This is a genomic window from Aeromonas sanarellii (assembly GCF_000820085.1).
Classification (GTDB): domain Bacteria; phylum Pseudomonadota; class Gammaproteobacteria; order Enterobacterales; family Aeromonadaceae; genus Aeromonas; species Aeromonas sanarellii.
The window spans coordinates 1-26,403 of record NZ_CDBN01000036.1 but is presented as its reverse complement, the minus strand read 5'-3'; the positions used below and the strand labels follow the sequence as shown (position 1 = coordinate 26,403).

General features: G+C 63.4%; 26 protein-coding genes and 1 riboswitch. Of the genes, 8 read left to right on the top strand and 18 right to left on the bottom strand.

Going from position 1 to position 26,403, the window contains the following annotated elements:
• Positions 1–207: 207 nt before the first annotated feature.
• Complete coding sequence (locus BN1132_RS07220) at positions 208–1,077, bottom strand: DUF2726 domain-containing protein (RefSeq protein WP_042076374.1); 870 nt, start codon at positions 1,075–1,077, stop codon at positions 208–210.
• 254 nt (positions 1,078–1,331) lie between these two features.
• Here BN1132_RS07220 and BN1132_RS07215 point away from each other — a divergent pair, with 254 nt between their 5' ends.
• From BN1132_RS07215 to ppx, 3 genes are all read left to right on the top strand, one after another.
• Positions 1,332–1,844 (top strand): glycine cleavage system transcriptional repressor, encoded by a 513-nt coding sequence (locus BN1132_RS07215; RefSeq protein ID WP_042076372.1) that lies wholly within the window; start codon positions 1,332–1,334, stop codon positions 1,842–1,844.
• A gap of 76 nt (positions 1,845–1,920) precedes the next feature.
• Positions 1,921–3,990: a polyphosphate kinase 1 gene (gene ppk1, locus BN1132_RS07210; RefSeq protein ID WP_042076371.1), complete on the top strand. Its 2,070-nt coding sequence runs from the start codon at positions 1,921–1,923 to the stop codon at positions 3,988–3,990.
• On the top strand, positions 3,980–5,470 hold the full coding sequence (gene ppx / locus BN1132_RS07205; protein ID WP_042076370.1) for an exopolyphosphatase: 1,491 nt from the start codon (positions 3,980–3,982) through the stop codon (positions 5,468–5,470). Before ppk1 ends, ppx begins: the two co-directional genes overlap by 11 nt.
• 58 nt (positions 5,471–5,528) lie before the next feature.
• Here the strand turns inward: ppx and mgtE are convergent, their stop codons facing one another.
• From mgtE to BN1132_RS07135, 14 genes are all read right to left on the bottom strand, one after another.
• Complete coding sequence (gene mgtE / locus BN1132_RS07200) at positions 5,529–6,872, bottom strand: magnesium transporter (protein ID WP_042076368.1); 1,344 nt, start codon at positions 6,870–6,872, stop codon at positions 5,529–5,531.
• Positions 6,873–6,995: 123 nt separating this feature from the next.
• Positions 6,996–7,165, bottom strand: a riboswitch (M-box (ykoK) riboswitch).
• Positions 7,166–7,333: 168 nt separating this feature from the next.
• Positions 7,334–8,542 carry a flagellar hook-associated protein FlgL gene (flgL, locus tag BN1132_RS07195; RefSeq protein WP_042076366.1) on the bottom strand — a complete coding sequence of 403 codons (1,209 nt, stop codon included), beginning with the start codon at positions 8,540–8,542 and terminating at the stop codon, positions 7,334–7,336.
• A 3-nt stretch (positions 8,543–8,545) separates the two neighbouring features.
• Positions 8,546–10,534 carry a FlgK family flagellar hook-associated protein gene (locus BN1132_RS07190; protein ID WP_042076364.1) on the bottom strand — a complete coding sequence of 663 codons (1,989 nt, stop codon included), beginning with the start codon at positions 10,532–10,534 and terminating at the stop codon, positions 8,546–8,548.
• Between the two features lie 3 nt (positions 10,535–10,537).
• The gene (gene flgJ, locus BN1132_RS07185; RefSeq protein WP_042076363.1) at positions 10,538–11,650 is read right to left on the bottom strand and encodes a flagellar assembly peptidoglycan hydrolase FlgJ; all 1,113 of its coding nucleotides are present in this window, start codon (positions 11,648–11,650) and stop codon (positions 10,538–10,540) included.
• A gap of 107 nt (positions 11,651–11,757) precedes the next feature.
• A complete protein-coding gene (locus BN1132_RS07180; RefSeq protein ID WP_042076360.1) occupies positions 11,758–12,855 on the bottom strand; it encodes a flagellar basal body P-ring protein FlgI in 1,098 nt (365 codons plus the stop codon).
• A gap of 60 nt (positions 12,856–12,915) precedes the next feature.
• Positions 12,916–13,587 (bottom strand): flagellar basal body L-ring protein FlgH, encoded by a 672-nt coding sequence (flgH, locus tag BN1132_RS07175; protein ID WP_042076358.1) that lies wholly within the window; start codon positions 13,585–13,587, stop codon positions 12,916–12,918.
• Positions 13,588–13,602: 15 nt separating this feature from the next.
• Positions 13,603–14,391: a flagellar basal-body rod protein FlgG gene (gene flgG / locus BN1132_RS07170; protein ID WP_010675290.1), complete on the bottom strand. Its 789-nt coding sequence runs from the start codon at positions 14,389–14,391 to the stop codon at positions 13,603–13,605.
• 14 nt (positions 14,392–14,405) lie between these two features.
• The gene (locus BN1132_RS07165; protein WP_042076355.1) at positions 14,406–15,152 is read right to left on the bottom strand and encodes a flagellar basal body rod protein FlgF; all 747 of its coding nucleotides are present in this window, start codon (positions 15,150–15,152) and stop codon (positions 14,406–14,408) included.
• A gap of 145 nt (positions 15,153–15,297) precedes the next feature.
• Positions 15,298–16,656, bottom strand: a complete 1,359-nt coding sequence (flgE, locus tag BN1132_RS07160) for a flagellar hook protein FlgE (RefSeq protein WP_042076354.1) — start codon at positions 16,654–16,656, stop codon at positions 15,298–15,300.
• 10 nt (positions 16,657–16,666) lie between these two features.
• The gene (locus BN1132_RS07155; RefSeq protein WP_042076353.1) at positions 16,667–17,404 is read right to left on the bottom strand and encodes a flagellar hook assembly protein FlgD; all 738 of its coding nucleotides are present in this window, start codon (positions 17,402–17,404) and stop codon (positions 16,667–16,669) included.
• An 84-nt stretch (positions 17,405–17,488) separates the two neighbouring features.
• The gene (gene flgC, locus BN1132_RS07150; RefSeq protein ID WP_005329775.1) at positions 17,489–17,908 is read right to left on the bottom strand and encodes a flagellar basal body rod protein FlgC; all 420 of its coding nucleotides are present in this window, start codon (positions 17,906–17,908) and stop codon (positions 17,489–17,491) included.
• Positions 17,905–18,306, bottom strand: a complete 402-nt coding sequence (gene flgB / locus BN1132_RS07145; RefSeq protein WP_042076352.1) for a flagellar basal body rod protein FlgB — start codon at positions 18,304–18,306, stop codon at positions 17,905–17,907. The genes flgC and flgB overlap by 4 nt, the downstream gene beginning before the upstream one ends.
• Positions 18,307–18,368: 62 nt before the next feature.
• The gene (locus BN1132_RS07140) at positions 18,369–19,193 is read right to left on the bottom strand and encodes a CheR family methyltransferase (RefSeq protein ID WP_042076349.1); all 825 of its coding nucleotides are present in this window, start codon (positions 19,191–19,193) and stop codon (positions 18,369–18,371) included.
• Between the two features lie 17 nt (positions 19,194–19,210).
• Complete coding sequence (locus BN1132_RS07135; RefSeq protein ID WP_042076348.1) at positions 19,211–20,122, bottom strand: chemotaxis protein CheV; 912 nt, start codon at positions 20,120–20,122, stop codon at positions 19,211–19,213.
• A 234-nt stretch (positions 20,123–20,356) separates the two neighbouring features.
• On the opposite strand from BN1132_RS07135, the gene flgA reads away from it, so the two are divergent.
• The 3 genes from flgA (at position 20,357) to BN1132_RS07120 (ending at position 21,790) form a co-directional block, all read left to right on the top strand.
• Positions 20,357–20,962, top strand: coding sequence for a flagellar basal body P-ring formation chaperone FlgA (flgA, locus tag BN1132_RS07130; RefSeq protein ID WP_042076445.1), 606 nt, complete (start codon positions 20,357–20,359; stop codon positions 20,960–20,962).
• Between the two features lie 94 nt (positions 20,963–21,056).
• Entirely contained in the window at positions 21,057–21,377 is a 321-nt protein-coding gene (gene flgM, locus BN1132_RS07125; RefSeq protein ID WP_042076347.1) for a flagellar biosynthesis anti-sigma factor FlgM, read from the top strand.
• Positions 21,374–21,790, top strand: coding sequence for a flagella synthesis protein FlgN (locus BN1132_RS07120; RefSeq protein ID WP_042076345.1), 417 nt, complete (start codon positions 21,374–21,376; stop codon positions 21,788–21,790). The genes flgM and BN1132_RS07120 overlap by 4 nt, the downstream gene beginning before the upstream one ends.
• 60 nt (positions 21,791–21,850) lie before the next feature.
• Here the strand turns inward: BN1132_RS07120 and yfcE are convergent, their stop codons facing one another.
• Complete coding sequence (gene yfcE / locus BN1132_RS07115) at positions 21,851–22,393, bottom strand: phosphodiesterase (protein WP_042076343.1); 543 nt, start codon at positions 22,391–22,393, stop codon at positions 21,851–21,853.
• Between the two features lie 10 nt (positions 22,394–22,403).
• Positions 22,404–24,041, bottom strand: coding sequence for a peptide ABC transporter substrate-binding protein (locus tag BN1132_RS07110; protein ID WP_042076340.1), 1,638 nt, complete (start codon positions 24,039–24,041; stop codon positions 22,404–22,406).
• A 266-nt stretch (positions 24,042–24,307) separates the two neighbouring features.
• On the opposite strand from BN1132_RS07110, the gene BN1132_RS07105 reads away from it, so the two are divergent.
• Positions 24,308–25,207 (top strand): DMT family transporter, encoded by a 900-nt coding sequence (locus BN1132_RS07105; RefSeq protein WP_042076338.1) that lies wholly within the window; start codon positions 24,308–24,310, stop codon positions 25,205–25,207.
• Between the two features lie 45 nt (positions 25,208–25,252).
• On the opposite strand, the gene rsuA is transcribed toward BN1132_RS07105, so the two are convergent.
• On the bottom strand, positions 25,253–25,945 hold the full coding sequence (gene rsuA / locus BN1132_RS07100) for a 16S rRNA pseudouridine(516) synthase RsuA (RefSeq protein ID WP_042076336.1): 693 nt from the start codon (positions 25,943–25,945) through the stop codon (positions 25,253–25,255).
• Positions 25,946–26,117: 172 nt separating this feature from the next.
• Between rsuA and BN1132_RS07095 the strand changes: the two genes are divergently transcribed.
• A partial coding sequence (locus tag BN1132_RS07095; protein ID WP_042076335.1) for a DUF3391 domain-containing protein occupies positions 26,118–26,403 on the top strand: 286 nt, incomplete at its 3' end.

Sequence of the window (26,403 nt, the reverse complement as noted above, 5' to 3'; positions counted from 1 at the left end):
TTGTTTTTTAAACTACTTATGATAGTTAGCTATGCACAATGTCATAAAGGCCACAAAGTGCCAAAATTCTGGCGGATTGTCAAAACTTGTCGCGTTACAGAGTGTCCCGTCGGGACGGGGATCACGCTTCCAGCCAGACAGAGTATCGGAGGAAAATCGGCGCAGGGGGCAACAAGGCGCCGACGACAGCCGGCGCCGAAGGCGGGATCAGTGCTTGACGCTCTCCTGGGGCGCGGCGTAGCGGCACTCGGGGAAACGGCTGCAGGCCAGGAACAGGCGGCCGGCGTGGGGGCCCTTCTTGGCCTCCCGCTCCACCAGGGGCGCATCACAGCGCGGGCAGTGGGGCACCCGATGGGGATACATCTCCTCATCATCCTCCCCCTCGGCAAACAGATTATCCACCAGCTCGGCATCGGCAGCCGGCAGCGGCGCGGTGCGTGGCGACAGTATGGCCTTGATGGGGGCGACGCCCGGGGTACGACCGCCATGGCGGGGCTCTTCCACCTCGACCCGATCCAGTTGCAAGGGGCTGAAGGTCGGCTCGCGGCGATCCCCAGGCAGCAGATCCTCATCCGGGGCAAGGCGGGGGCCGCTTAGCAGCGGCAGGATCTGTTCGCGCAGTTCCTCGACCTGATAATGGCTGCTTGCCGGGATCTGCAGCAGCGGCAGACCGGCGCTGTCAAAGGCCGCCTTGAGGAAACTGTCGCGCACCTTGCGCTTCTGGTGGCGATGGGAGCTGTCATCGAGCTCGATGGCGCAGATGAAGGAGAGATCGGAGGGGTGGCAGAGCAGATAGTCCACGTGCTTGGCGCTGATCTTGTTGAACGCCTGCTGCCACTTGCTCTTGCCCATCCCCGTCTCCGGCGTCAGCACATCGGCCACCCGCACCTTGGCAAAGACCCGGGCCTGGTCGCCGACCGCCAGATCCAGCACGCCGAGGAAGGAACGCTCGGCGGGGGTGAACAGGGTCTCCTGCAGATCATAGGGCAGCGCCTTGCCCTTCTTGCCCCTGCTCCAGAAGATCGCCAGCAGAAGCAACACCAACAACACCAATCCCGATACGACAAGGCTATTCATACACGCACATCCCGTTCACAAGACATTTCCAGTTCACATCAACACGGAGGGGCCACACTCTACCACGGGGAAAGCGGCGCAGGCAGAGCTGAAATCAAACCCGCGCCGGCATTCGCGTTTTTTCACTAAATTTGCGCAAGGCGGGCTTCATATGGCCTGTCACAGCAGGCACAATGTCAGAGCCCATGGACGCGCTGGCGCACTCGCCGTCGCTGCCGGACGTCCCCCACGCAGTCCCATTCAAGGAGAGCAGGATGCAAAAGCAATTGGTCGTCACCGTGATCGGCGCAGACAAGCCCGGCATCGTCGAGAGCCTGGCCGATACCATCACCCGACAGCAGGGCAACTGGCTGGCAAGCTCCATGAGTGAACTGGCGGGGCAATTTGCCGGCATACTGCACGTCGCCGTCCCCGACGAGCACTATCGCCCCCTGTGCGAGGCGCTGGTGATGCTGCCGGGCCTCACCGTGAGCTTCGCCGAGGGGCAGCTCAGCCCGGAGCCGGCCCGTCAGGTGATGCTGAGCGTCACCGGCAACGACAGGCCGGGCATAGTCCACGAGGTGGCCAGCATACTACGCCGGCTCAACATCAACGTGGCCGACCTCACCACAGGCTGCGAGCCGGCGCCCCACAGCGGCGCGCCGCTGTTCTATGCCCATGCCCTGGTGGCCCTGCCGCCCCAGCTCGAGCTGGACGATCTCGTCAGCGCCCTGGAGTCCCTCTCCGACGACCTGGTGGTCGACATTGACCAGGACCTGACCGAATAGTGCTGGTTGTCATAAATTTGTCATGGTTTGACGCCATAACTTCCGCGCAGACGCAACCAGAGTACAGAGGCACCAGATGAGCACCGACAGGCAGTATGAAGATAAAGAGCTGAGTTGGCTCTCATTCAATGAACGGGTGTTGCAAGAAGCCATGGACAAGACGGTGCCCCTCATCGAGCGGGTCCGTTTCCTCGGGATCTTCTCCTCCAACCAGGACGAGTTTTTCAAGGTACGGGTATCGGACGTCAAGCGCCGCATCCTCATCAACGAGGTGCACGGCGGCGATGACGAGGCCAAGGTGCTGCTGCGGGCCATCCAGCAGAAGGTGATGGCGCTCGGCGAGGCGTTCGACAACACCTACAAGGAGCTGCTGCTCGCACTGGCCCGCCACAACATCTTTCTGGTCAACGAGAACCAGCTCTCCGATGCCATCCAGCAGTGGCTGCGGGTCTTCTTCCGGGAGAAGGTGCTGCGCCACATCATCCCCATCCTGCTCAACAAGGAGGTCAACCCGGTCAAGTTCCTGAAAGACGAGCACACCTACCTCGCCATCGAGATGAAGAAGAACGGCCAGGTGATCCAGTACGCCCTGGTGGAGGTACCGACCGACGATCTGCCCCGCTTCTTCCAGCTGCCGCCGGAGGGGACGCGCCGCAAGAAGCAGATCATCATCCTCGACAACGTCATCCGCTTCTGTCTGGACGAGATCTTCAAGGGCTTCTTCGACTACGACGAGATAGCGGCCTACGCGGTCAAGCTGACCCGGGACGCCGAATACGATCTCTCCGACCAGCTGGACCTCAGCCTGGTGGACAAGATGAGTGACGGCCTGAAGCAGCGCCTCACCGCCATGCCGGTGCGCTTCGTCTACGAGCGGGAGATGCCCGCGGCCATGATAAGCTTCCTCAAGCTCAAGCTGCAGATCAGCTCCTACGACGCCATCATGCCGGGCGGGCGCTATCACAACTTCAAGGACTTCATCGGCTTCCCCAACGTGGGCCGGGAATACCTGGAGAACCCCAAGCTGCCGGCCCTGGACTGCCGCGACTTCGACGGCTTCGTCAACGCCTTCGACGCCATCACCCGGCAGGACATACTGCTCTACTACCCGTATCACAAGTTCCACCACTTCACGGAGCTGGTGCGCCAGGCGGCGTTCGACCCGGCGGTCAGTGCCATTCGCATCAATATTTACCGGGTCGCCAAGAAATCGCGGATCATCCACTCCCTCATCGACGCCGCCAACAACGGCAAGAAGGTGACCGTGGTGGTGGAGCTGCGCGCCCGCTTCGACGAGGCGGCCAACATCGACTGGGCTAACATCCTGACCGATGCGGGGGTCAAGGTGGTGTTCGGGGTGCCCAGCCTCAAGATCCACTCCAAGCTCTGCCTCATCACCCGCCACGAGAACGGCGAGGCGGTGCGCTACGCCCACATCGGGACCGGCAACTTCAACGAGAAGACCGCCAAGATCTACACCGACTTCTCCCTGCTGACCCGCCACCCGGACATCACCGCCGAGGTGGAGAGCGTGTTCGAGTACATCGAATACCCCTACCGGCGCTACAAGTTCAACCACCTGCTGGTCTCCCCCATCAACAGCCGCCGCCAGCTCTATCGCCTCATCGACAACGAGCTGGCCAACGCCAAGGCGGGGCAACCCAGCGGCATCACCCTCAAGATCAACAACCTGGTGGACAGAGACCTCATCAACCGGCTCTATGCCGCCGGCCAGGCCGGGGTGCCCATCCAGATGATCATCCGCGGCATGTGCGCCCTGCGCCCCGGGGTACCGGGCCTGAGCGACAACATCAGGGTGATCAGCATCATCGACCGCTTCCTCGAGCACCCTCGTGTCATGGTGTTCCACAACAAGGGCAACCCCCAGCTCTATATCTCCAGCGCGGACTGGATGAGCCGCAACATCGACGGTCGCATTGAGGTGGGTACCCCCATCTATGACGAGCGGCTCAAGCAGCGCATCCTCGACATCCTCGAGCTGCAGCTCGGCGACACCTGCAAGGCGCGGGTCATCGATGCCGATCAGAAGAACGAGTACGTGAAGCGGGGCAACCGCCGCAAGGTCCGTTCCCAGGTCGCGATCTACGACTACCTCAAACGCATAGAGTCAAACCATGGACAATAGTCTGTACGCCGCTGTCGATCTGGGGTCGAACAGCTTCCACATGGTCATCGCCCGTCTCAACGAGGGGCGGATGCAGATCGTCGATCGCATCAAGGAGCGGGTGCGCCTCGCGGAGGGGATGGACGAGCAGCGCCGGATGTCGGACGAGGCCATGGCCCGGGGCCTCGACTGCCTCGCCCTGTTCGCCGAGCGCCTCACCAACATCAAGCCGGATCAGATCCGCATCGCCGGCACCTATACCCTGCGCCGGGCCAGCAACGCCCGCGCCTTTGTGAGCGAGGCGGCCAAGGTGCTCAACCACCCCATCGAGATCATCAGCGGCCAGGAGGAGGCGCGCCTCATCTATCAGGGGGTCGCCCATACCCAGCACATCGAGGGCCAGGTGCTGGTGGTGGACATCGGCGGCGGCAGCACCGAACTCATCATCGGCGAGGGGTTCGAGCCTAAGGCCCTCACCAGCCGCAAGATGGGCTGCGTCAGCTTCACCCAGAGCTTCTTTGCCAACGGCAAGCTCGGCGAGAAGGCCTTCAACAACGCCGTGCTGGAGGCCCAGCACCAGCTCGCCCCCATCATCAACCAGTACCGCAAGCTCGGCTGGCAGAGCTGCCTCGGCAGCTCAGGCTCCATTCGCACCGTGCGCGACGTCTTGCAAGGGGAGGAGTGGACCGATGGCGCCATCACCCTGGCGGGCCTGGAGCGCCTCAAGACCGAGATGCTCAAGCACAAGCGGGTCGACCAGCTCAAGCTGGCGGGCCTCACCGAGGAGCGCCAGGGGGTGTTTGCCGCCGCGGTGGCCATCCTGCTCGGGCTCTTCACCTCCTTGCCCATCGAGCGGATGGAGTACTCCGACGGCGCCCTGCGCGAGGGACTGCTCTACGAGTTCGAGGAGCGGCTGCAGCACCACGACATCCGCGAGCGCACCGCCCTGGCCCTCTCCACCCACTATCGCATCGACAAGCGCCAGGCCACCCGGGTGGAGCAGAGCGTCCTCTCCCTGTTCGATGCCCTGAGCGGCCCCTGGGAGATGCCGGAGGAGCCCTATCGCGCCATCCTCGGCTGGGCGGCCCGGCTGCACGAAATTGGCCTCGCCATCAACTACAGCGGCATTCACCGCCACTCCGCCTATATCCTGCAAAACACCGACCTGCCCGGTTTCAACCAGGACGATCAAGCCCTGCTGGCGGCCCTGGTGCGCTTCCAGCGCAAGGGGCTCAAGCTCTCCGAACTGCCCGCCCTGCCGAACCACGACGAGCAGACGGTGCTGCGCTGCATCCGCATCCTGCGCCTCGCGGTGGCGGCCCACCACAGGCGCCAGGACAACCTGCTGCCCGAGTGGAACGTGCAGGCCGCCGGCGATCAGCTGGTGGTCACCCTGCCGCTCGACTGGTGCGACGAGAACCGGCTCCTGATGCAGAACCTGGAGAAGGAGCACCGCTACTGCCAGGAGCAGGGCTGGCCCCTGCTGTTCCAGCTCGGGTAAGGGCCAGACTCAGACGAAAAAAGGCAGCCGATGGCTGCCTTTTGATTTTCTGCCGGTCTCACTGCAGGTCCGGTAGGATCAGCTTGGCTATCTCGAAGTAGATGATGAGGCCGGTGCCATCCACCAGGGTGGCGATGAAGGGCGCCGAGACCACCGCCGGATCGATGCGAAAACGGCGCAGCACCATGGGGATCACCGAGGCGACGGTGGCGCTCCAGAGCACGATGGCGACGATGGTGAGGGTCACCACCATGCCGATCTCCGGGCCCACCCCTAAGCTCCAGGCCCGCACCCAGGCGGCCAGGGCGATGGCCGCCGAGATGAGCAGGCCGGTGGAGATCTCTTTTTTCAGCACGGTGCCGAGGTTCTTCAGGCTCACCTCCCCCACCGCCATGGCACGCACTATCGTGGTGGTGATCTGGGTGCCGCTGTTGCCCCCGGTGCCGATCAAGAGCGGGATGAAGAAGGCGAGCGCGATGGCCGCCTCCAGCTGCTCCTCGAAGGCCCGCAGCACTGTGCCTGTGTAGGCCTCCGCCACGAACAGGATCAGCAGCCAGCCCACCCGCTTGCGCCACAGCTGCCAGGGAGTGGCCTGCAGATAGGGAGTATCCAGGGGAGATGAGCCCCCCTGCAGCTCCGCATCTTCGGTGGATTCGAGCTCCAGGATGTCGGCGGCGTCATCCACGTGGAAGACCCCCACCAGACGACCCTGATCTTCCACCGGCAGGGTCGAGAGGTCGCGGTCGATGAGCAGGCGGGCCGCCAGCTCCCGATCCGCCCGGGCGTTGATGCGCACCGCCTCCCGCTCCATCAGCTCGCTCACGGGCCGCAGAGGATCGGCGATCAGCAGCGACTTGAGGGAGACGCTGCCCTGCAGGCGCCGCTCGCCGTCGACCACATAGAGGTGGCCGAACAGCTGGGTCTGGTCCCAGGCGCCGTGGATCAGCTGTTTGGCGCTCTCCACCGTCGCCTCTGCCGCCACGGCCAGGTACTCGTGGCGCATGTTGGCACCGACCGACTCGCTCGGCCAGGCCAGCAGCGACCGCAGGGCATCCCGTGGGGGCTCGGGCAGACGAGCGAGCAGGGTGCTGCGATCCTCTTCATCGAGCCGGCGCAGCATGGTCAGCAGGTCGCGGCGCGCGATGGCCCCCTGCAGGCCCCCGAGGATGCTGCCATGGAGCCTGAGCAACAGATGGCCGGCGCACTCCGCGGGCAGGGAGCCGAGCAGGGCGGCCCCCTCGGGGACAGGCAGGGTATCGAAGATGCAGTTGAGCTCTTCCGGGCGCAGGGTCAGCAGCTGATCGGCCCGCTGGACCGGGTCCTGGTTGTGCGCCAGCCAGCTACCCAGGGCGATAGGATCGAGCAGTTGATGACGGTTGAGCAGGGTGTGTGTTTTCTTCATCACAGATGTCCTCATGTGATCCCGGGTCGGGCCCGGGAGCAACCGGTCATGCCGGCTGCCGTTTGCAAGAAAACAGCAATTTGATTGACGAGTAACAGGCAGGAAATGACGCCGTCCGGCGTGTCTTCATCCCCACGTACCAGCTTTAGCACTGCATAACGTATCCGGCGCGCCGGAAGCCACTTGGGTTGACACCTTAATCCGATGAAAACTGTCCTGATCTTGGGCGTCTCTGGACGTCGTGAGATCAGTGGCCTGTGTTTATGCAGGAGCCTCGCCTAACGAGATGCTGCGAATGATGCGCACGGCGGGGCCGTGCGGGCGGCATCATCGGCCCAGGCGCGAGTCGAGTCAAGGCAATCAGGACGTCTGCAACGGGTTGTTACAAATTGCGGGAAGGAGCATGAAATGACGGCTCCCCCGGGCCGGGGCCACGGGGGAGCGTGCGGTCAAGGGACAAATCAGCGGATATAGTCGAACAGGGTGAGCTTGCTTATCTTGCTGAAGGCGAGCTGGGAGGCGCTCATGGCCGCATCCTCCTTGGAGAGGGTGGCGATCACCTCGTACATGTCGGCCTCCGAGACCTTGGCCCTCGCCTGCTGGTTCAGGGTGCTGAGGCCATCGTTCGAGCTCATCACCTGCTCCAGGCTGTTGAGTCGGCTGCCCACCTCCCCCTGTCCCCTGTCCACCTGGGTCCTGGCGTTGTTCATATGGGTGGTGGCATCGGCCACCGCCAGCTGGAAGTCGCTCGCCGGTAGGCTGGGATCCCGCAGGGCCGAGATGAAGTCGGACATGCCGTTGAGGATGCTGTCGTTCTTCGGCGTATCCAGCGCGAAGGTCTGGGTGGCGGACCCCGCGGGCAGATCCAGGGTCAGCTCCAGCCCGTTGAAGGCGATCTTGTTGCCCGCCACATAGTCGCCGCTCTGCAGCAGGGTGCCGCCACTGTCACGGATCTCGTAGGTATCCGGCGGCCCCACCAGGGTGTCGACCGTGAACTGGTTGCTGGCGAGCGAAGGATCGTAGTTGTTGCGATAGAAGCTCTCGAAGTTGCCCTGGTCCCCTACCCCCACCTGGATGTTGGCGCTGGTGGCGCTGGCGGTGCGCCGGGTCGCCACCATCTCGAACAGATCGAAACCGGAGTCGTTCGCCGGGATCTTAACCGTGGGAGAGACCTGGATGCTGCGCTGACCCGTGTCCCCCTGGAACACGTAGTTGCCGCTGGCATCCTTGACGAAGGGCTGGGTCTTGCTCTGGTTGCCGCCGAAGATGAACTCCCCCTGGGAGTTCTTGCTGTTCATCAGGTCGAACATCTGCTTTTGCAGCCCCTCCAATTCGCTTGCGATGGCGCTGCGCTCCTCGGCGCCCATGGCGGAGTTGTTCGCCTTCTGGATCAGGGTCTGGGCGCTCAGCATGGCGTTGTTGATGGAGGTGAGGACCGTATCCTCGTGGCCCAGGCTGTTCTCCAGCAGGCTGCCGTTGACGCCGTACTGCTTGAAGAGATCGATCTCCTTGGTCAGCGCCATCTTCTGGCTCATGCCGGAGGGATCCTCGCCGGCACGGGTGAACTTCTCCCCCGTCATCAGCTGGTTGTAGGCGGTGTTCTGACGCTCGCTCACCTTGCTCATGGTGGCCAGGTTGCGGTCGTAGATCATGTTGGTGGTGATGCGCATGACTTACCTCACGGAGGAGAGCAGGGTGTCGAAGATGGTCTTGGCGGTGTTCACTATCTGGGCCGAGGCCGCATAGGACTGCTGGAAGCGGATGAGGTTGGCCGCCTCCTCCTCCAGGTTGACCCCGGAGACGCTCTCGTAGATGCCGGTGCTCTGGGTCAACTTGGCCTCGTTGGCCTGCAGCAGGGTCTTGGCCTGGCTGGTCTTGTTGCCGATCCCGCTCACCAGCCCGGAGTAGGCGTCGTTGAAGGTCATCTTGTCGTTGCTGGTGGCGGCGTTGTTGTTCTTGCGCACCAGCTCCTTGTTCTGCAGCTCCGCCAGCGCCAGGCCGTTGGCGTTGTCGGCAAAACCGTCCTTGTTGTAGCTCAGGGTGAAACTGTCGTTGGCCTCCACCTTGCCGGTGATGCTGAAGTCATAGCCCGGGGTCAGGGCCGGCACTATGGGCGTCCCCAACGGCATCTCAAGGACGGACATCAGGTTCTGTCCCTTGCTGGACGCCGGGGCCACGCCGAGCAGGTTGTTGTTCTTGTCGTAGACCTCATAGTTGCCGCTGCCGTCGATCTTGATGACCTGGGGTGCGCTCGGGTCCAGATTGTTGGCACCAAAGCCCGAGCCCGTCCCCGTGTTGTAGACACTGCTCAGCTTGATTTCACCCGAGCCCAGGTTCTGGGCGTTCTTGTCCGCCTTGATGGGAGACGCCAGCGCGATGTCCTCTGGCCGGGTGATCGCGGCCTCGAGGTTGGCGGCGGCATGCCGGGTGGGTTGCAGCGCTATCTTGTCGCCGGCGGCCGGGGTGCCGGAGAGATCGATCTCGATGCCGTGCCCCGCCACCTCGAACGTGGCGGGGGGCGTGGTGCCGGTCATCAGCGAGGTACGCTTGCCGCTACCGTCGATGGAGAACACCTCATAGCCGGTGGCGCTGCTGAACTGCACCTCGTAGTCGAAGGTGGTCACTTCCGTTCCCTTGCCGGGGACGAAGTTCACCTTGGCGGCGCCGCTGCCGGTATTCTGGCTGTAGGGCAGGCCATCGCTAGCGCCGAGGGAGAAGAGATCCCCACCGAGCTCGTTGTCCAGATCCATCCCCAGCCGGTTCTGCTGGTTCATGGCGTCGGCCAGGGCGACCGCCAGCTGCCCGAGCTCCCGCTTGGCCGGTTCCAGATCCCGGCGCGCGGTGAAGAGGCCGCCGATGGCCCCCCCCACATCCTTGTCGTTGACGTCGGCCTGGTTGGCCCCCAGGGTCAGTTGCAGCGTGACGTCCCGGGAGTCCGGGTTGCCCGCCACCACCTTGAACTGGGCCACGCCGCCGTCCAGCACCAGGGAGTGCCCCGTGCTCATGTTCACCAGCATGCTGCCGTTGGGCTGGGTCACGGTGCGGATCTCCATCTTCTCGGAGAGCTGGCGGATGGCCTCGTCCCGCTGATCGAACAGCATCAGGTTCTCCTCCGGCGTGCCCTGGGTGCGGATGATGGCCTGGTTCAGATCGTTGATGCTATTGAGCAGGCTGTTCACCCTGTCCGTCTCGTCGCTGATGGTGGCGCTGATGGTGTCCCCCTGCTTGTCGAGCTGGGCGGAGAGGGTGTGGAATCTGTCCACCATGCCGCCCAGCTCGCTCAGGGTCGTCTTGCGCCCCCCGATCTCGGACGGCGACTCGTTGGCGGTATGGAAGGCCTTGAAGTAGGAGGTGATGGTGGTGCCCACGCTGTTGCTGGCATCGCCGAGCAGGCTGTCGAGCTGGAAGAGCTGATCGTAGCGGGTGCTGGAGGCCTGATAGATGGAGGTATCCCGGCGCATCTCGGCCTGGGCATAGGCGTTGATGATGCGCTCGCTCACCATGTCTCCCGTCCCCAATCCGACGGAATTGGTATAGATCAGGGTGCGTTCACGTACATAGCCCTGGCTATTGACGTTGACGATGTTGTTGCTGGTAGTCTGCAGCAGTCGCTGCTGGGCCAACACACCCGAGGTACCGATTCCAAGCAGATCGCTTGCCATAGCTTACAGCTCCATCTCTGTGTTCCTGGTCGCAGTGCTGCCGGGCATCGAGTAGCCGGCGATGGCATCACTGCGCAACACTTGTTTAAGTTTCCTGGCGTACTGGGGGTCGGTGGCATAACCGGCCTGCTGCAGCGCCTCGAAATAGCTGTCCGGGCTGTCCACCTTGGCCAGGGCACCCTTGTAGCGGGTCCCCGAGGTCAGGAAGTCCACGTAGTCGTTGAAGCTCTCTTCAAACGACTCGTAGGAGCGGAACGCCGCCTTCTGGCGCGAGGCCACCCCCTGCTCGTACTCCAGGGTGCTCACCACCGCCTTGGGCCCTTCCCAGCGCGGATCGGCCTTGATGCCGAACAGGTTGTGGGTTATCTGCCCCTCCCCGTCCTTGATCACCCGCTTGCCCCAGCCGCTCTCGAGGGCGGCCTGGGCCACCAGCACCGCCGGGCTCAGCCCCAGCTTGTCCGCCGCCTTCTTGGCGAGCGGCATCAGCCTGTCGACGAACTCCTCCGGACTGTCGAACACCTTGGCGCTCCCGTCCAGGGCCGGTGCCCGCTGGCCCGTGCCCATGGGCGGCACGGTGCGGTGGGGACGCCGGGGCGGGGCCAGACGATGCTCAGCCCCAGCCAGCTCACCCTTCATCTCGCTCTTCATTTCGTTATCAGCAAAATCTTTGCCAACTTTGGAGGCGGCGATCAGATCGTTGGAAGCACTGGGGGGCTGATAGGGCTTGTAGACCCGCTCGGTGCGCTCGGGCAGCTTGAGCACGCGCCCATCCTGATGGGTGAAGGTCTTGTCAGGAGAGAGCTGCCTGGCCACCATCTCGGCGATGCCGAGGCCCCCCTTGCTCGACATGTCGGCAACCCGCTGCTCGTCCAGCATCCCTTCATAGAACTGGGTGTAGCTGCTGTTCATCGGGTTGCCTTCGGTCAGCACCGAGTTGGCCTGGCGCATCCCCTTGAACAGGGTCTGGGTGAAGATGGACTCGAACTGGCGGGCCGCCGCCATCAGGGCCCCCTGCTGCCCCTCCTTGCTCTGGCTCATCCGGCGCAGCTTGTCCAGGTTCTGGACGTCCTGCACCATGCCAAGATTGATACCGCTCTGGGTGTCGAACTCTGCCATAACCTACCTCTTTGCCGCCCGTGGCAACCTCTTGCCGCTCAAGATGTTACAAAATGACCCGCTGGCCCTGCCGGAGGTGCCGCCCGAGGCGGCATCGCCATCCCTCATTACAGAATGACCAGCTGGCCCTGGATGGCGCCTGCCTGCTGCAGGGCCTCCAGGATCGCCATCAGATCGCCGGGGGCCACCCCCACCTGGTTCACCGCCCGCACCAAGTCGTCCAGGGTCGCGCCGGTATCGAACTTGAACATGCGCCCCGGATCCTGCTGCACGTTGATGGTGGAGTTGTTGGTGACCGCCGTCTGCCCGCCCGCCAGCGGATTGGGCTGGGAGACCTGCTGGTTCTCGGCGATGGTGACCGTCAGGCCGCCGTGGCTGATGGCGGCCGGACGCAGCCTGACCTCGCTGCCGATGACGATGGTACCGGTGCGGGAATTCACGATGATCTTGGCGGACTCGCTCGCCGGATCCACCTCCAGGTTCTCTATGGTGGAGAGGTAGGAGACCCGCTGGGCCGGATCCCGCGGCGCAAACACCTTGATGGAGGTGGCATCCAGCGCCTGGGCGGTATTGGGCCCCACCAGATCGTTGACCACGTCGGCCACCCGACGGGCGGTGGTGAAGTCGGGCCGGTTCAGGTTGAAGGTGATGGTATCCCCCTGGCTGAAGGAGTTCGGTACTTCCCGCTCCACGGTCGCCCCGTTGGCGATGCGCCCCACGGTCGGGGTGTTGATCACCACCTTGGAACCGTCAGCCCCCTCGGCCCCCAGGCCCCCGACCACCAGGCTGCCCTGGGCCACCGCATAGACGCGGCCGTCCAGCCCCTTGAGGAAGGTCTGCAGCAGGGTGCCGCCCCGCAGGCTCTTCGCCTCGCCGATGGCGGAGACGGTGACGTCTATGGTCTGGCCCGGCTTGGAGAAGGGGGGCAGATCCGCGTGGATCGCCACCGGCGCCACGTCCTTGATCTTGGGCTTGATGTTGTCCGGCACCTTGATGCCGAAGTTGTTGAGCATGGTCCTGAAGGTCTGCTCGGTGAAGGCGTTGTTCTTCTCACCCGTGCCGGGCAGACCCACCACCAGACCGTAACCGATCAGCTGGTTGCTGCGCACCCCTTCCACCGAGGCGAGATCCTTGATGCGGGACGCGTGCGCCAGCCCGAGCGGCAACAGGCAGCACAGCAGGGCAAGCAGACGGAATCGGTTCATGACATCTCCTAACGAAACCACTGTGGCCCGGATCGGCTTGGCGATCCGGGCTGTCGAGTCTTAAATGGGCCACCAGGGACCGTTGAAGAAGCTGGTCAGCCACCCCTGTTCCTGGGTGTTGGCCAGATCGCCGGTCCCGCCGTAATGGATGCGGGCATTGGCCACCTTCTGGGACGACACGCTGTTCTCGGAGCTGACGTCCTCCGGACGCACCAGACCGGTGATGCGGATGTATTCGTTGCCGTTGTTGAGCATGATCCACTTCTCGCCGCGCACCAGCAGGTTGCCGTTCGGCAGCACCTTGACCACGCTGACCGAGATGTTGCCCTGCAGGCTGTTGCTCTGGTCCGCCTTGGCCTGCCCCTTGAATGCGCTGCTCTGATCGACGGAGGCGGAAAGGTTGTAGGGGCTCGCCGTCACCGGCACCCCGCCCAGGCTCACCGGCGACAGATCGAAGCTGTTGTCCTTGCCGCTCTGGGTGTTGGCCTTCTTCGACGCCGAGGTCGACTCCGCCAGCTCGATGGTGATGATGTCACCTATCTTGTGGGCCTTGATGTCCGAGTAGATGCCGTTGACCTGCTCGGGCTGGAAGATGGCCCCGGTCGGGCGCACCGACACCGGCTCGGATTCGCCGTAGACGGGAGCAAATTCCGGATCGTCGGGCTTGGGGGTGTTGGGGGTACTGGCACAACCCGCCAGGGTCAGCAGGCCCAGCATCCATATGGCTTTCATCATGGCTCTCCTACATCAGGTACGCTGGGTCAGGAAGGACATCATCGAGTCTACCGCTGAGATGACCTTGGAGTTCATCTCATACACCCGCTGGGCCTGGATCAGGTTCACCAGCTCCTCGGTCACGTTGACGTTGGAGGTCTCCAGCATCCCCTGCTTGATGACCCCTAGCCCGTCCGCACCGGCAGTCCCCTGAATGGGGGCACCGCTGGACTGGGTCTCGAGGAAGAGGTTCTCCCCCATGGGCTGCAGGCCGGTGGGGTTGACGAAGTCCGTGGTGTTGATCTGGCCCACCACCTGGGACTGGCCGTCCCCCTTGAGCTGGACCGAGACCTGGCCATCCTCCCCCACGGTGACGCTCTGGGCGTTCTCGGGGATCTGGATCTCCGGTTGCAGCGGGTAACCGTTGCCCGGGGTGACTATGGTGCCCTCGTCGTTCAGGGTGAACTGGCCGTTGCGGGTGTAGGCCGCGCTGCCGTCCGGCAGCTGGATTTCGAAGTAGCCGCGGCCACTGATCATCAGGTCCAGGGAGTTGTCCGTGGTCTGGACGTTGCCCTGGCTGTGGTTCTTCTGGGTGGCGACCACCTTGGCCCCCGCCCCCAGCATCAGGCCGGAGGGCAGTTCGGTGTCCGCCGAGGAGCGGCCACCTGGCTGGTTGATGTTCTGATAGAGCAGATCCTCGAAGATGGCGCGGGCCTTCTTGTAGCCCACGGTGCTGGCGTTCGCCAGGTTGTTCGAGGTGACCGAGATGTTGGTCTGCTGGGCATCCAGGCCGGTCTTGCTGATCCAGAGTGCAGGATTCATGGTGTGCTCCTTGATTAGCTGATACGCAGCAGCTGGGTTTGGGCCTCGTCGTTTTCCTCGGCGGTCTTCATGATCTTGACCTGAGTTTCAAACTGACGTTGCAGGCGAATGAGGTTGGTCATCTCGTCGACCACGTTGACGTTGCTCCCCTCGAGGGAGCCGGCGATCAGGCCCACCTCGGCAGACGCGGCCTCCCGCTGGCCATCCTTGCGGCGGAACAGGCCATCCTGACCCTTCTCCACCGCATCCCCCGCCGGGTTGACCAGCTTGATGCGCTGGAAATCCTCAGGCAGGTTGGCGGCAGCCCCCTCGGGGCGACCGCTGATGGTGCCGTCACGGTTGATCTCGATCTTCTCCATGGGCAGCGGCAGCACTATGGGCTGGCCGGCGTCATCCACCACGTTCAGACCGGTGGAGGTCTGCAGGTTGCCGGCGGCGTTGAGCTGCAGGTTGCCCATGCGGGTGTAGGCCTCCGCACCGTTGGGATCCTGCACCGCAATCCAGCCAGGACCGTCGACGGCGACGTCAAGATCCCGCCCCGTGGTCATCAGCATGCCGTGCTGCAGGTTCTGGCCCGGCCGCTCGGTCATGGCGAACACCCGGGTGGGCAGCCCCTCGCCGAACGCCTGCATGCTGCGCGCCTGCTCGAAGTCAGACTTGAAGCCGATGGTGTTGGCGTTGGCCAGGTTGTTGCCACGCACAGCCAGGCTGTTCATGTTCTCCTTGGCCCCGGACATGGCGATGTAAAGCAGGTGATCCATGGGATCCTCCGTCAAACAGATGACTCTCGCGGGGGAACTGCAAGTTGAATGCCAAGAGAGAGAAACACGGCGACAGGAGCGAGGGAAAAAGCGCGGCGCTGAGACGACAAGGGGCGCCGAAGCGCCCCTTGGAACCACAAACACCTTAGCGGATCTGCAGTATGTTCTGCTGCAGGGAGCTGTTCACCTCCAGGGAACGGGAGTTCGCCTGGAAGTTGCGCTGGGCGGTGATGAGGTCCACCAGCTCTGTGGTCAAATCCACGTTGGACTGCTCCAGGGCCGACGACTTGATGGAGCCGAAGGTGCCCGAGTTCGGGGTGCCGGGCAGGGCATCGCCGGAGAGCAGGGACTGGCGCCAGGAGGTGTCGCCCACCTGGGTCAGCCCCTGGGAGTTGGCGAACTTGGCCATGGCCACCATGGCCACCTTGACGGTGGTGGCGTTGCTGTAAGTGGCGGAGACTATGCCGTCCGCGGTGATCTCCACCTTGGTCAGGCGGCCGACGGTGGAGCCGTCCTGGGTCAATTTGTTGACTTCGAACGGAGAGGCGTACTGGGTCACGGTACCCAGCTTGAGCTCGATCTCCTGGGTACCGTCGGCGCCATTGGTGATGATGCCGGCCCCCGCCGCCCCCAGCTGCTCGGTCTTGATGACCGCCGGGGTGGTGGGGGTGACCATCTTGCCGGAGGCGTCGAAGGTCACCCGCGCGCTCAGGGGCGCCTGGCTGACACCGGTGGCCATGGTGGTGGCCACACCGCCCGCGATGTCGATGGGCTTGTCGCCTTGATAGAGGTACATGCGCCAGGCGGTCGGCACCGCCGCCTGGGTCGTGTCGGCCGGGTCGGCTTCTTTCACGAAGTACTGGGTGATGGTGTGGGGCTCACCCAGGGAGTCGTAGACCACCACCGAGGTGGAGGAGGAGTAGGTGTCCGAGTCCTTGGGGTCGAACTTGGAGGCATCGGCGGCGCCGTTGCCCGCGGCCAGCGGCGAGGCGGTGGAGGGCAGGTTGAAACTCGCTTCGATCGTCGAGGTCTGGACCGGTTCACCGGCCCGATCCGGGATCTGGATGGGCTTGGTCGCGTTGATGCTCACCGCCTTGGGGGTGCCATCGGCGTTGATCTCGTAGCCCTGCAGATAGCCGCCGGAGTTGCTGACCATGTAGCTGTTTTCGTTGAGCTTGAAGGCACCGGCGCGGGTGTAGGTGCGATCCAGGTTGGAAAGGCCGTCCGAGGTCACGAAGAAGCCGTTGCCCTGGATGGCGAGATCCAGCGCGTTGTTGGTAAATTGCAGCGCCCCCTGGTGGAACTGCTGCGCCACCGCCCCCGTCGCCACCCCGTTGCCGACCTGGGTCTTGGCGTTGACGAAGATGGAGTTGGCATAGACGTCGGCGAACTCGGCGCGGGACTCCTTAAAGCCAGTGGTGTTGACGTTGGCAATGTTGTTCGCGGTGACGTTCAGGTCTTTTTGAGCCGCATTGATGCCGCTGAGGGCATTGTTGAATGACATGTCTTTCTCCTTAGATCACTGCGTTAGAGGTCGAGGCCGGGGTCGTGGTCGACTTGCCGCCCGTCCCGCCAATTTCCAATACATCGGTCAGGTAGATGCCGCCCAGCCCCTTGAGCTTGAGGGTGCTGGGATTGGTGCTCGTACCCAGGGTGACGCTCTCCACCTTGGCGTAAGTCAGGGCGGGCACGCTCTCTGACTTGCCATCCACGGTGGCGTGCGCTTCTATCGAATACTTGCCGCTCTTGGCCGCATTGCCGGACTTGTCCTTGCCATCCCACTCGAAGGCCACGTTCCCCTTGTGGTCCCCCTCGAGGGAGAACTCCTTGACCACCTGGCCGCTCTCGTCCTTCACTGTCACCTTGATGTTGCTGCCGCCGTCTCCGGTGGCGATGACGCCGGAGAGGGTGCCCCCCTTCTCCACATACCCCGTGTTGGAGGGGATGAGCACGTTCTGGCCCACCAGGGCCGACGCCTGGAGCGCCTGGCTCGAGGTCATCAGGCTGTTGAGGCTCTCCATCTGGGTGGAGAGGCTGCTGATCCCCTGGGAGGTCGACATCGAGGTCATCTGGGACAACATCTGGGCGTTGTCCACCGGCTTGAACGGATCCTGATAGGAGAGCTGCATGGTCAGCAGCTTCAGGAAGGACTCCTGATCCAGCTCCTTTTTCTGGGTGCTGGTGTTGACCGTACTGGTCTGGGCCGACGTCGTCCGGTTGACACCCAGCAGGCTGTCATAGGTATCTGCCACTTATGCTCCCCCCTCTAGGGCTTGCGATGCCCGGCGTAGGCCGAACAGGCGGTCACGGGTCTCTGTCATCTGGGTTCACCTCTATCAGGACTTGCCGAGGCCGAGCGTCTGCTGCAGCATCTTCTTGGCCGCATCGGCCACCTGGACATTGGTCTGGTAGCTGCGCGAGGCGGCGATCATGTCCGCCATCTCCTCCACCATGTTGACGTTGGGCTTGAAGATGAAGCCATCCTTGTCCGCCATGGGGTGGTTCGGGTTGTACTCCTTGAGCAGGGGGGCATCGCTCTCGACGATGCCTTTCACGTCCACCCCTACCGAGGCCTGCTTGTCGGACATGGCCTGATCCAGCTGGGCGGCAAAGACTGGCCGCCTGGCGTGGTAAGTTTTTTCCACGCTGGAGCTGACGCTGTCGGCGTTGGCCATGTTGCTCGCCACCGTGTTGAGGCGAACGGACTGCGCGCTCATGGCGGAGCCTGCAATGTCAAAGACCTTGAACAAACTCATCCTTGCTCTCCTTTCAGTGCCTTGAGCAGGCCGCTTATCTTGCCGTTCATGAACTCGAGGGAGGCCTGGTATTCGAGGCTGTTGCGCAGAAACTCGCTGCGCTCCTGCTGCACGTCCACCGTGTTGCCGTCACCGGTATCCGGTTGCAGGGGATTGCGGTACTGGGTCGACCCGGGCGCATCCATCTGCAAGGCGAAGTGCTTCTCGCTGGTGGTGCTGAGCCCGAACCCTTGCCGGCTCTGGGCCTGTTGCAGCGCCTGGGAGAAGTCGATGTCACGGGCCTTGAAGCCCGGTGTATCCGCATTGGCGATGTTGCTGGACAACACCTCGGCACGCTTGGCGCGCACGCTCAGCGTGTACTGGTGAACACCGAATGCCTTGTCGAATGAAATTGCCATAGCACACCTCCTGCTTCATGAATGTTTAGCAAGAGGTGTGCCAAAGAGGGATATGAGGAGGGTTATTTGACCTTGTAGACGATGCCGGGGTTGCAGCGGATCATCTCGAACTTGTCGGTGAGACCGGCCAGGGACTCCGAGGCCCCCAGCATCAGATAGCCGCCAGGGTTGAGGCTGCCGGCGAACTGGTTGAGGATCTTGGACTTCACCTCGGGGGCGAAGTAGATGAGCACGTTGCGACAGAAGATGATGTCAAACTTGCCGAGCAGGCTGTAGCTCTCCAGCAGGTTCAGGGGACGGAAGCTGGTCAATTTTCTGACACGCTCCGATACCCGCATCTTGTTGTCGCCGCAGGGCTCGAAGAACAGCCGCTTGCGCTCGGGGGAGAGGCCCCGGGCCAGCGCCAGGCTGTCATAGACCCCCTCCTTGCACTGGTTGAGCATGGTGCTGGAGATGTCGGTCCCCACTATCTGCACCCCGCCCGGCAGGGTGCCCGGTCGCTTGACCTGCTGCTCCAGCGCCGTCATGGCGATGGAGTACGGCTCCTGCCCGGACGAGGAGGCGGCGGACCAGATCTTGATGGGACGACCGCTTTTGCCGAGTTCGGGGAAAATCTTGTCGCTCAGCAACTGGAACGGATAGGTATCGCGAAACCACAGGGTCTCGTTGGTGGTCATGGCATCCACCACGGCCATCTTGAGTTCCCGCTCGCGCACGTTCATCGCCCGGGTGACCAGATCAGACAGACTCTCGATACCAAACTGAGTCATCAAGGGCGACAGGCGGCTCTTGACCAGATACTGTTTGTTGTCACCCAGCACTATGCCGCTCTGTTGCGCCAGAAAATTGCTGAATTGCCTGTATAAGTCGTCCGAAAGTGTCTTCATGCAGTTGTTCTTCTTGATTAGAGAGCGCCTTGTACGGCCTTGGCCAATTCATCAGGCTGGAATTTGGCAATGAAATTGTTCGCTCCGACTTTCTGCACCATGGCCTGATTGAACACCCCACTGAGGGAAGTGTGCAGGATAACATGCAAATCCTTGAGGGCGGGATTGTTGCGGATCTCGGCGGTGAAGGTGTAGCCGTCCATCTCCGGCATCTCGATGTCCGAAATCACCAGGGCGATCTGATCCTTGATGGGGCCGTTCCTGGACATCTCCAGCAGCATGTTGAGCGCCTCGCGCCCGTCCTTGGCCAGCACGCACTGCACCCCGATCGCCTCCAGCGCCCGCTGCACCTGCTTGCGCGCCACCGAGGAGTCGTCCGCCACCAGCACGGGGCGACCCAGGGGGTTGTGCTCCACGCTCGCCTCCACCAGCTCGGCGCTCACCTCGGTGGAGACCGGCGAGATCTCGTTGAGGATGCGCTCCACGTCCAGGATCTCCACCAGCTCGCCGTCCACCTCGGTGACGGCGGTCATGTAGTTGATGCGCCCCGCCCCCTTGGGTGGCGGCAGGATGGACTCCCAGTTCATGTTGATGATGCGTTCGACCGAGTGCACCAGGAACCCCTGAATGGATCTGTTGTACTCGGAGATGATGATGAAGCACTTGGAGAGGTCCTGGATGGGACGCTTGCCCATCGCCATGCTGAGATCGATCACCGAGATGGTCTGGCCACGGATGTGGGCCACGCCGCGGATGCAGGAGTTGAGCTTGGGCATGACGGTCAAGGGCGGGCACTGCAGCACCTCACGTACCTTGAATACGTTGATGCCAAATCTTTGACGTCCGTTGAGACGAAACAGCAGCAGCTCCAGCCGGTTTTGTCCCACTAACTGGGTTCGCTGGTTGACCGAGTCCAGAATACTCGCCATAAACACTCCCTAAAAATGCTTGGCACTGATCGTGCATGTTATTATGCATGCACATTGGCTTGCATCAGACCAGCGATGTTTCGACAACCGAATTCTGGTGCAAGCATAGTTAACTACGGTGGTATACGTGAATAACTTATCGACCGGTAAGCAAAAATGATTAGTAGACTTTTCCTCATCTTACTGCCGTTTTGCAGCCTGTCTCACGCCATGGCGTCCGAGGTCACCGACTATCTGCAGGAACAGGCGCAGGAGTTCGTGCTCGGCCAGCTGGATATGCCCCTCGATGCCCAGGCCGAGGTGAAAGCCGGGACCATTGACGAGCGCCTCCCCCTGACACGCTGCGAGGAGGCCCTGACCATCACCCTCCCGTCCAGGATGGAGATCCGCCGCAACACCACCGTCTACCTCAAGTGTGAAGAAGACAAACCCTGGGACCTCTACCTGCCGGTGCGGGTCAGCATCCAGAAGCCCTATGTCACCGTGGCGGCCCCTGTGGCCAAGGGCGACGTGCTGAGCGAGTCCATGCTGACCCTGGCCTACCAGGATCAGACCCTGATCCGCGGCGACTATCTGACCGACCCGGCCGCCCTCGTCGGGGTACGCAGCAAGCGCGAGCTCAAGCCCGGCCAACCCATTCGGCTGACCCAGGTGTGCGTGGTCTGCAAGGGGGATCAGGTGACCCTGGTCGCCGAAAACAGCAGCATGCAGATCAAAACCATGGCCCGCGCCTTGCAGGATGGCAGCTTCGGAGACATGATCCGGCTTGTCAACATTCGTTCGGGCAGAGCGGTGCAGGGCCAGGTCAGTGCCGTGGGATCCGTGGTGGTCACGTTTTGACTGTTTTGTTAACGATCCGATTTTTTTCTAAAGTTCTGACCGCCGTCACCGATATACAGGTAAGCGAACAGCAAAGCAGACGAAGGTAAACCTTATGGCTATCAACAATATCAACAACTTGGCTAACAACCGGTTGCAAAACAACGGGACCAGTCAAGGTGTAGCCACCAAGTCCGCGACCTCTGGTGAGGGCAACCGCGCGACGACCGTCAAGAGCGACTCTGTCTCCTTGACCAGCGAGGCGCAGCAATTGCAACAGATGCAGAAGACCCTCAACACCGCCTCCACCGGTAACGAGAGCCGCGTCGAGAGCCTGAAGAAGGCCGTGGCCAGTGGGGAGTACAAGGTCAACAGCGAAGCCGTGGCCAGAAAGATGTTCAGCTTTGAAGCCGATCTGGACAAGCGGCTGGGATGATGGATCTCGTCGAGCTGCTGCACGCCCAGGACGACAACCTCTCCCAGATGCAGGGTCTGCTGGCGGAGGAGTTTGATCTGCTCAAGGCTCACCGGGCCCTCGCCTTGCCGGCGCTGGCCGATCGCAAGCAGCAACTGCTGGTGGCCATCGAGACCCTGGACAAGACCCTGGCCGGACAGCCCGACCTGCAGCAACGACTCGGTGCCTTCCCTGACCAGCTGCAGGCCCTGCAGGCCAAGCTGGAAGCCTGCCAGGAGCAGAACAACCTCAACGGCCGCCTGCTCGAACTCAGCATCGTCTCCAATCGCCGGCTGGCCAGCTTCCTCAGCAAGCTGAAGGACAGCAACTCCCTGACTTACGACGCCAAGGGCAATACCCGCTCCGGCACCCGTTCCCTGGGGATCAAGGCCTGACCCCCTTCCCGCTTCGGCGTTGAGCCCCCCCCTTTATCCCTCTGTCCTGACCCGCGCGGGTCAGAGCGCCAGCCGCATCAGCTCGGCATCATCGGCGCAGGCGTGAATGCTCATGACACCATCCTCGTAACGGCCGTAGCTGGCCGCCCACTCCCCCCTCGGAAAACAGATGGACCCCGGGTTCATCAAGACCCTCTCCCCGTCCTGCCGCAGCACGGGAAGGTGGGTGTGGCCGCTGATGAAGAGGCTGCCCGCAGGCAGAGGCACCGCCTCCGGCTGATAGAGATGGCCGTGGCTCACGAACCAGCGCCGCCCGTCCACCAGCAACTGGTTGTAGGGGGCCGTGATGGGGAAATCCAGCAGCATCTGATCCACTTCCGAATCGCAGTTGCCCCGTACCGCCATGATGCGGGAAGCCAGTGTATTGAGTCGCTCGGCCACGGCCGCAGGGGCATAGCCCTCCGGCACCGGGTTGCGCGGACCGTGGTTGAGCAGATCCCCGAGCAGCAGGTAGTGATCCGGCTGCCAGGGGGCGAGCCGGGCCAGCACCCGCTCCAGTGCATCCAGGCTGCCGTGTACATCGGAGATAATTGCTATCTTCATCCCACTTTCCTCATGGCTGACTGAAGTAGAGATCCTTGGTGGCGATGGCGCCCTTCAGGTTGCGGCTCGGCAGGCCGCGCAGGGCCGGGTCCACCAGCCGCATCTGGTTGTAGTGATAGACGGGGATGACGGGCATCTCCTCCATCAGCAGTTGTTCCGCCTGATGATAGAGCCCGGTCCGGGCCTTGGCATCCAGGGTCTCCGACGCCTGCTGCAGCAGACCGTCGAAGGCCGGGTTGCAGTAACCGCTCTCGTTCTGGGGATCCTGGCAACGGAAGCTGCCCAGCATGGAAGAGGGCTCCACGTAATCGCCGAACAAGAATGAGCGGGCCAGCATGAAGTCGCCGCTGTCCTTGGCCACCTGATAGGCGTTCCACTCCAGGTTGTTGAGGACGACCTCCACCCCCAGCGGCTTCCACATGGCCGCCACCGCCAGGGCCAGCTTCTTGTGGTTCTCCGAGGTGTTGTAGGTCAGCGTCAGCTTGAGGGGATGGGCGCTGTTGTAGCCCGCCTGGGCCAGCAGGGCGGCGGCACGGGCCAGCCGGGTCGGCTGCGCCTCCAGGGCGAGGGGCGAGCCAAGCTCGTCATAATCCGGCATGCCGGGCAGCAGGGACCAGGCGGGACGCTCTCCCTGACCGCTCACCTTCTCGGTCAGCAGGCGGCGATCGATGGCCATGGAGAGCGCCTGACGCACCCGCACGTCCTGCAGCTCCGGGCGATTGAGGTTGAAGGTATAGAGGTAGGTGCCGAGCAGCGGCAGGCCCCAGATCCGCTCCGGCGTCTCCTGCATGGCCTTCTGGTAGTACTCCAGCGCCACCTTGTTGGTGAGCTGGATCTCCCCCGCCTCGTAGCGCAGCCGCTCCGCGTGCTGGGAGGCGAGCGGCAGATAGGTCACCCGCTGGATCCGGGTGTGGGCATCGTCCCAGTACTGGGGGTTGCGCTCGGCTTCGATGCGCTCGTTCGGCACCCAGCTCACCAGCCGGTAGGCGCCGTTGCTGACCAGCTTGCCGGGCTGGGTCCACTGCTTGCCGAACTGGCTGACCGCCTTTTCATTGACCGGCACGAAGGGACGCTGGCTGATGAGCTGCAGGAAGTAGGGCACAGGCCGCTCCAGGGTCACCTTCAGGATCTGGTCGGTCTCGGCCTCCACCCCTAGGGCATCGAGATCGAGCGCACCGGCGTAGATGGACTGGGCATTGTTGATGCCGGTCGCCAGCAAGAGACCGGCGGAGGGCGATGCCAGCGCCGGGTTCAGCAACCGCCGCCAGGCATAGACGAAATCCCGTGCGCCAAGGGGCTCACCGTTGGACCACTTGAGCTGGGGGCGCAGGAAGAAGCGCCACACCAGCCCGTCCTCGCTGGTCTCCCAGCGCTGGGCCTGGGCCGGCACTATCCTGCCCTGCCCGTCCTCGCTCACCAGTCCCTCGAACAGGTCCACCAGCACCACCTCCCCCGGGAAGCCGGAACGGATCTGGGCCGGATCCAGGGACTCGGGTTCGGCGCCGTTCCCCTTGACCAGGGTCTGCCGGTCCGACAGCACAGGCTGCTGCCCCACTGTGGTCGCCTGCAGGGGGGGCGCCATCATCAGCCCGAGCAACAGGGAAGGAAGCCAGCGGCGGGCGGGCCGGGCGGTGAAACGGTAAAACATGACATCAACCTCTTTCAATTCTTCTGACTGCAGGGTGGGGAAGGCCGACGGCGCGCCTGAAACCGAATGCATGATGCCGCCCTTGTTATCCCCGAAGACGCCCCGTATTGTATCGGGCTTGCCCGGCAGATGGAGTCTTTCGGGCTATTTTTTTCAGCCGTTTTTGCGCGAGAGCCGCCGCCGGCATGCTTCCACCGCCAGTCTGGCCGTGACGACCGGCTGACAGGGGGGCCATCCGGCGGGTTTCTGCCGTTTCAGGGGTCTTTATGGGATACGAATGGCTGGCGCTGGCCGCCGCCAGTTTATGGGCGGTCGCCGCCCTGATTTCCGTCAAACCGGCGCGCCATCTGGGGGCCTTTGCCTACAGCCGCTGGCGCATGTTCCTGGTCAGCCTGATGCTGGCCAGCGCCAGCCTCGTCACCGGAGGCTGGCAGACGCTCACCGAGAGCGCCCTCCCCCTGCTGGCGCTCTCCGGCCTCGTCGGCATCTTCGTCGGCGACACCGCCCTCTTCGCCTGCATGAACCGGCTGGGCCCCAGGCGCAGCGGCCTGCTGTTCTCCTGCCACGCGCTCTTCTCCGCCCTGCTCGGGCTCTGGCTGTTCGGCGAGCGGCTCGGAGGCTGGCGTCTGGTGGGTGCCCTGCTGGTACTGGCCGGGGTCATGCTCGCCATCCTGTTCGGACGCCGTGGCGACAATCAGCAGAGCGAATGGGAGCAGGTGCGCGGCAGCCTCGTCGTCGGCATTGCCCTGGGCCTCACCGCCGCCCTGTGTCAGAGCCTCGGTGCCATCATCGCCAAGCCGGTGATGATGGGTGGCACCGTGGACGCGGTGAGCGCCTCCGGCATCCGCATGGGCAGTGCCCTGCTGGCCCACTGCGCCCTGCGGGTGCTGCGGGTGCCGCTGGCCATGCCCCACCACCCCATCAACCGGCAGGTGCTCGGCATGATAGGCATCAACGGGTTTCTGGCGATGGCGCTCGGCATGACGCTGATCCTGGTGGCCCTGCGTCAGGGGGACGTGGGCATGGTGGCCATCCTCTCCTCCACCACCCCTGTCATCCTGCTGCCGCTGCTGTGGTGGCACTCGGGGGTGCGGCCCTCGCTCCCCGCCTGGGCCGGCGCCCTGCTGGCGACCCTGGGCACGGCGCTGGTGCTGGGGGGATCCTGATCCCCCTGCCCCCGGCCTTTCCCCTCGCCCTCAGGGCGAGGGGGATCAGAACCTGGCTACCTCTTCCTCGGTCAGCTCACGGTATTCCCCCGGCGCCAGCTCCTCGTCCAGGGTCAGCTCGCCGATCCGCTCCCGGTGCAGCCCCACCACCTTGTTGCCGATGGCGGCGAACATCCGTTTCACCTGGTGATACCTGCCCTCGTGGATGGTGAGGCGCGCCTCGCACTCCCCCAGGATCTCCAGCTCGGCGGGACGGGTCTTGTCGGCTTCGTTGCGCAGATAGACGCCGTCGGCAAACAGCGAGATGGCGTCCTCGCTCACGGGGTCGGCCAGCCAGACGTGGTAGGTCTTGGCGCACTCGTGCCGTGGCGAGGTGATGCGGTGGGACCACTGGCCGTCATCGGTGATCAGCACCAGGCCTGTGGTGTCGAGATCGAGCCGGCCCACCACGTGCAACTTGCCCATGGCGGGCTCGTCGAGCAGTTGGAAGACGGTGGCGTGATCCGGATCCTCGTTGGAGCAGACGTAGCCTTCCGGTTTGTGCAGCATGAAGTAGCGATTGCGCTGGTTCAGCGTGAGCGTGACGCCGTCAAACTCGATCTGGTTCTGCTCGTGGATGTGGAAGGCAGGCTGCTTGACCAGGACCCCGTCCACCATGACCTCCCCCTGACGGATCAGCTTGCCCGCCTGGGAACGGGTCAAGTCGGAGCAATCGCAAATAAATTTATCGAGCCGCATGCAAAAACCTCGGAATCCATCTTGATAAGGGGCGTCATTATATCGGCCGAACCCGACAACACCAGCACTAAGCAGGGAGAGCGGCAGATGGTGCCTGACGCCATCCGGCACCGGTGGTAGACTGCCGCCAGCAGCGTCACACCATGCATAATAATAATCTCAGGACGTCCCCATGAAGCCGACTCAGCCTCATCCCGTCATTCCCGTCAGCCAGTTGCAGCCCGGCATGTATGTCATTGCCATCACCAGCCAGACCGGCGCCATGGAAATAGCCCAGATGGGGCTGGTCACCAGCACCAAGCAGATCGAGGCCCTGCTCCGGCGCGGCGTCACCACGGTGCGGGTGGATCTCGCCCGCAGCAAGCTGGCCGGCATAGAGCAACACCTCTCCCCGGCCCCCGTCTCCCCCTCCGCCGGCGCCCAGCCCCCCGGCAGCAGCGCCAGCGGCGAAGGGCGCG

Excerpts from the sequence above, each read along its gene's own strand:
- BN1132_RS07220 (WP_042076374.1), bottom strand. The coding sequence starts at position 1,077 with ATGAATAGCCTTGTCGTATCGGGATTGGTGTTGTTGGTGTTGCTTCTG.
- BN1132_RS07215 (WP_042076372.1), top strand. The coding sequence starts at position 1,332 with ATGCAAAAGCAATTGGTCGTCACCGTGATCGGCGCAGACAAGCCCGGC.
- ppk1 (WP_042076371.1), top strand. The coding sequence starts at position 1,921 with ATGAGCACCGACAGGCAGTATGAAGATAAAGAGCTGAGTTGGCTCTCA.
- ppx (WP_042076370.1), top strand. The coding sequence starts at position 3,980 with ATGGACAATAGTCTGTACGCCGCTGTCGATCTGGGGTCGAACAGCTTC.
- mgtE (WP_042076368.1), bottom strand. The coding sequence starts at position 6,872 with ATGAAGAAAACACACACCCTGCTCAACCGTCATCAACTGCTCGATCCT.
- flgL (WP_042076366.1), bottom strand. The coding sequence starts at position 8,542 with ATGCGCATCACCACCAACATGATCTACGACCGCAACCTGGCCACCATG.
- BN1132_RS07190 (WP_042076364.1), bottom strand. The coding sequence starts at position 10,534 with ATGGCAAGCGATCTGCTTGGAATCGGTACCTCGGGTGTGTTGGCCCAG.
- flgJ (WP_042076363.1), bottom strand. The coding sequence starts at position 11,650 with ATGGCAGAGTTCGACACCCAGAGCGGTATCAATCTTGGCATGGTGCAG.
- BN1132_RS07180 (WP_042076360.1), bottom strand. The coding sequence starts at position 12,855 with ATGAACCGATTCCGTCTGCTTGCCCTGCTGTGCTGCCTGTTGCCGCTC.
- flgH (WP_042076358.1), bottom strand. The coding sequence starts at position 13,587 with ATGAAAGCCATATGGATGCTGGGCCTGCTGACCCTGGCGGGTTGTGCC.
- flgG (WP_010675290.1), bottom strand. The coding sequence starts at position 14,391 with ATGAATCCTGCACTCTGGATCAGCAAGACCGGCCTGGATGCCCAGCAG.
- BN1132_RS07165 (WP_042076355.1), bottom strand. The coding sequence starts at position 15,152 with ATGGATCACCTGCTTTACATCGCCATGTCCGGGGCCAAGGAGAACATG.
- flgE (WP_042076354.1), bottom strand. The coding sequence starts at position 16,656 with ATGTCATTCAACAATGCCCTCAGCGGCATCAATGCGGCTCAAAAAGAC.
- flgC (WP_005329775.1), bottom strand. The coding sequence starts at position 17,908 with ATGAGTTTGTTCAAGGTCTTTGACATTGCAGGCTCCGCCATGAGCGCG.
- flgB (WP_042076352.1), bottom strand. The coding sequence starts at position 18,306 with ATGGCAATTTCATTCGACAAGGCATTCGGTGTTCACCAGTACACGCTG.
- BN1132_RS07140 (WP_042076349.1), bottom strand. The coding sequence starts at position 19,193 with ATGAAGACACTTTCGGACGACTTATACAGGCAATTCAGCAATTTTCTG.
- BN1132_RS07135 (WP_042076348.1), bottom strand. The coding sequence starts at position 20,122 with ATGGCGAGTATTCTGGACTCGGTCAACCAGCGAACCCAGTTAGTGGGA.
- flgM (WP_042076347.1), top strand. The coding sequence starts at position 21,057 with ATGGCTATCAACAATATCAACAACTTGGCTAACAACCGGTTGCAAAAC.
- BN1132_RS07120 (WP_042076345.1), top strand. The coding sequence starts at position 21,374 with ATGATGGATCTCGTCGAGCTGCTGCACGCCCAGGACGACAACCTCTCC.
- yfcE (WP_042076343.1), bottom strand. The coding sequence starts at position 22,393 with ATGAAGATAGCAATTATCTCCGATGTACACGGCAGCCTGGATGCACTG.
- BN1132_RS07110 (WP_042076340.1), bottom strand. The coding sequence starts at position 24,041 with ATGTTTTACCGTTTCACCGCCCGGCCCGCCCGCCGCTGGCTTCCTTCC.
- BN1132_RS07105 (WP_042076338.1), top strand. The coding sequence starts at position 24,308 with ATGGGATACGAATGGCTGGCGCTGGCCGCCGCCAGTTTATGGGCGGTC.
- rsuA (WP_042076336.1), bottom strand. The coding sequence starts at position 25,945 with ATGCGGCTCGATAAATTTATTTGCGATTGCTCCGACTTGACCCGTTCC.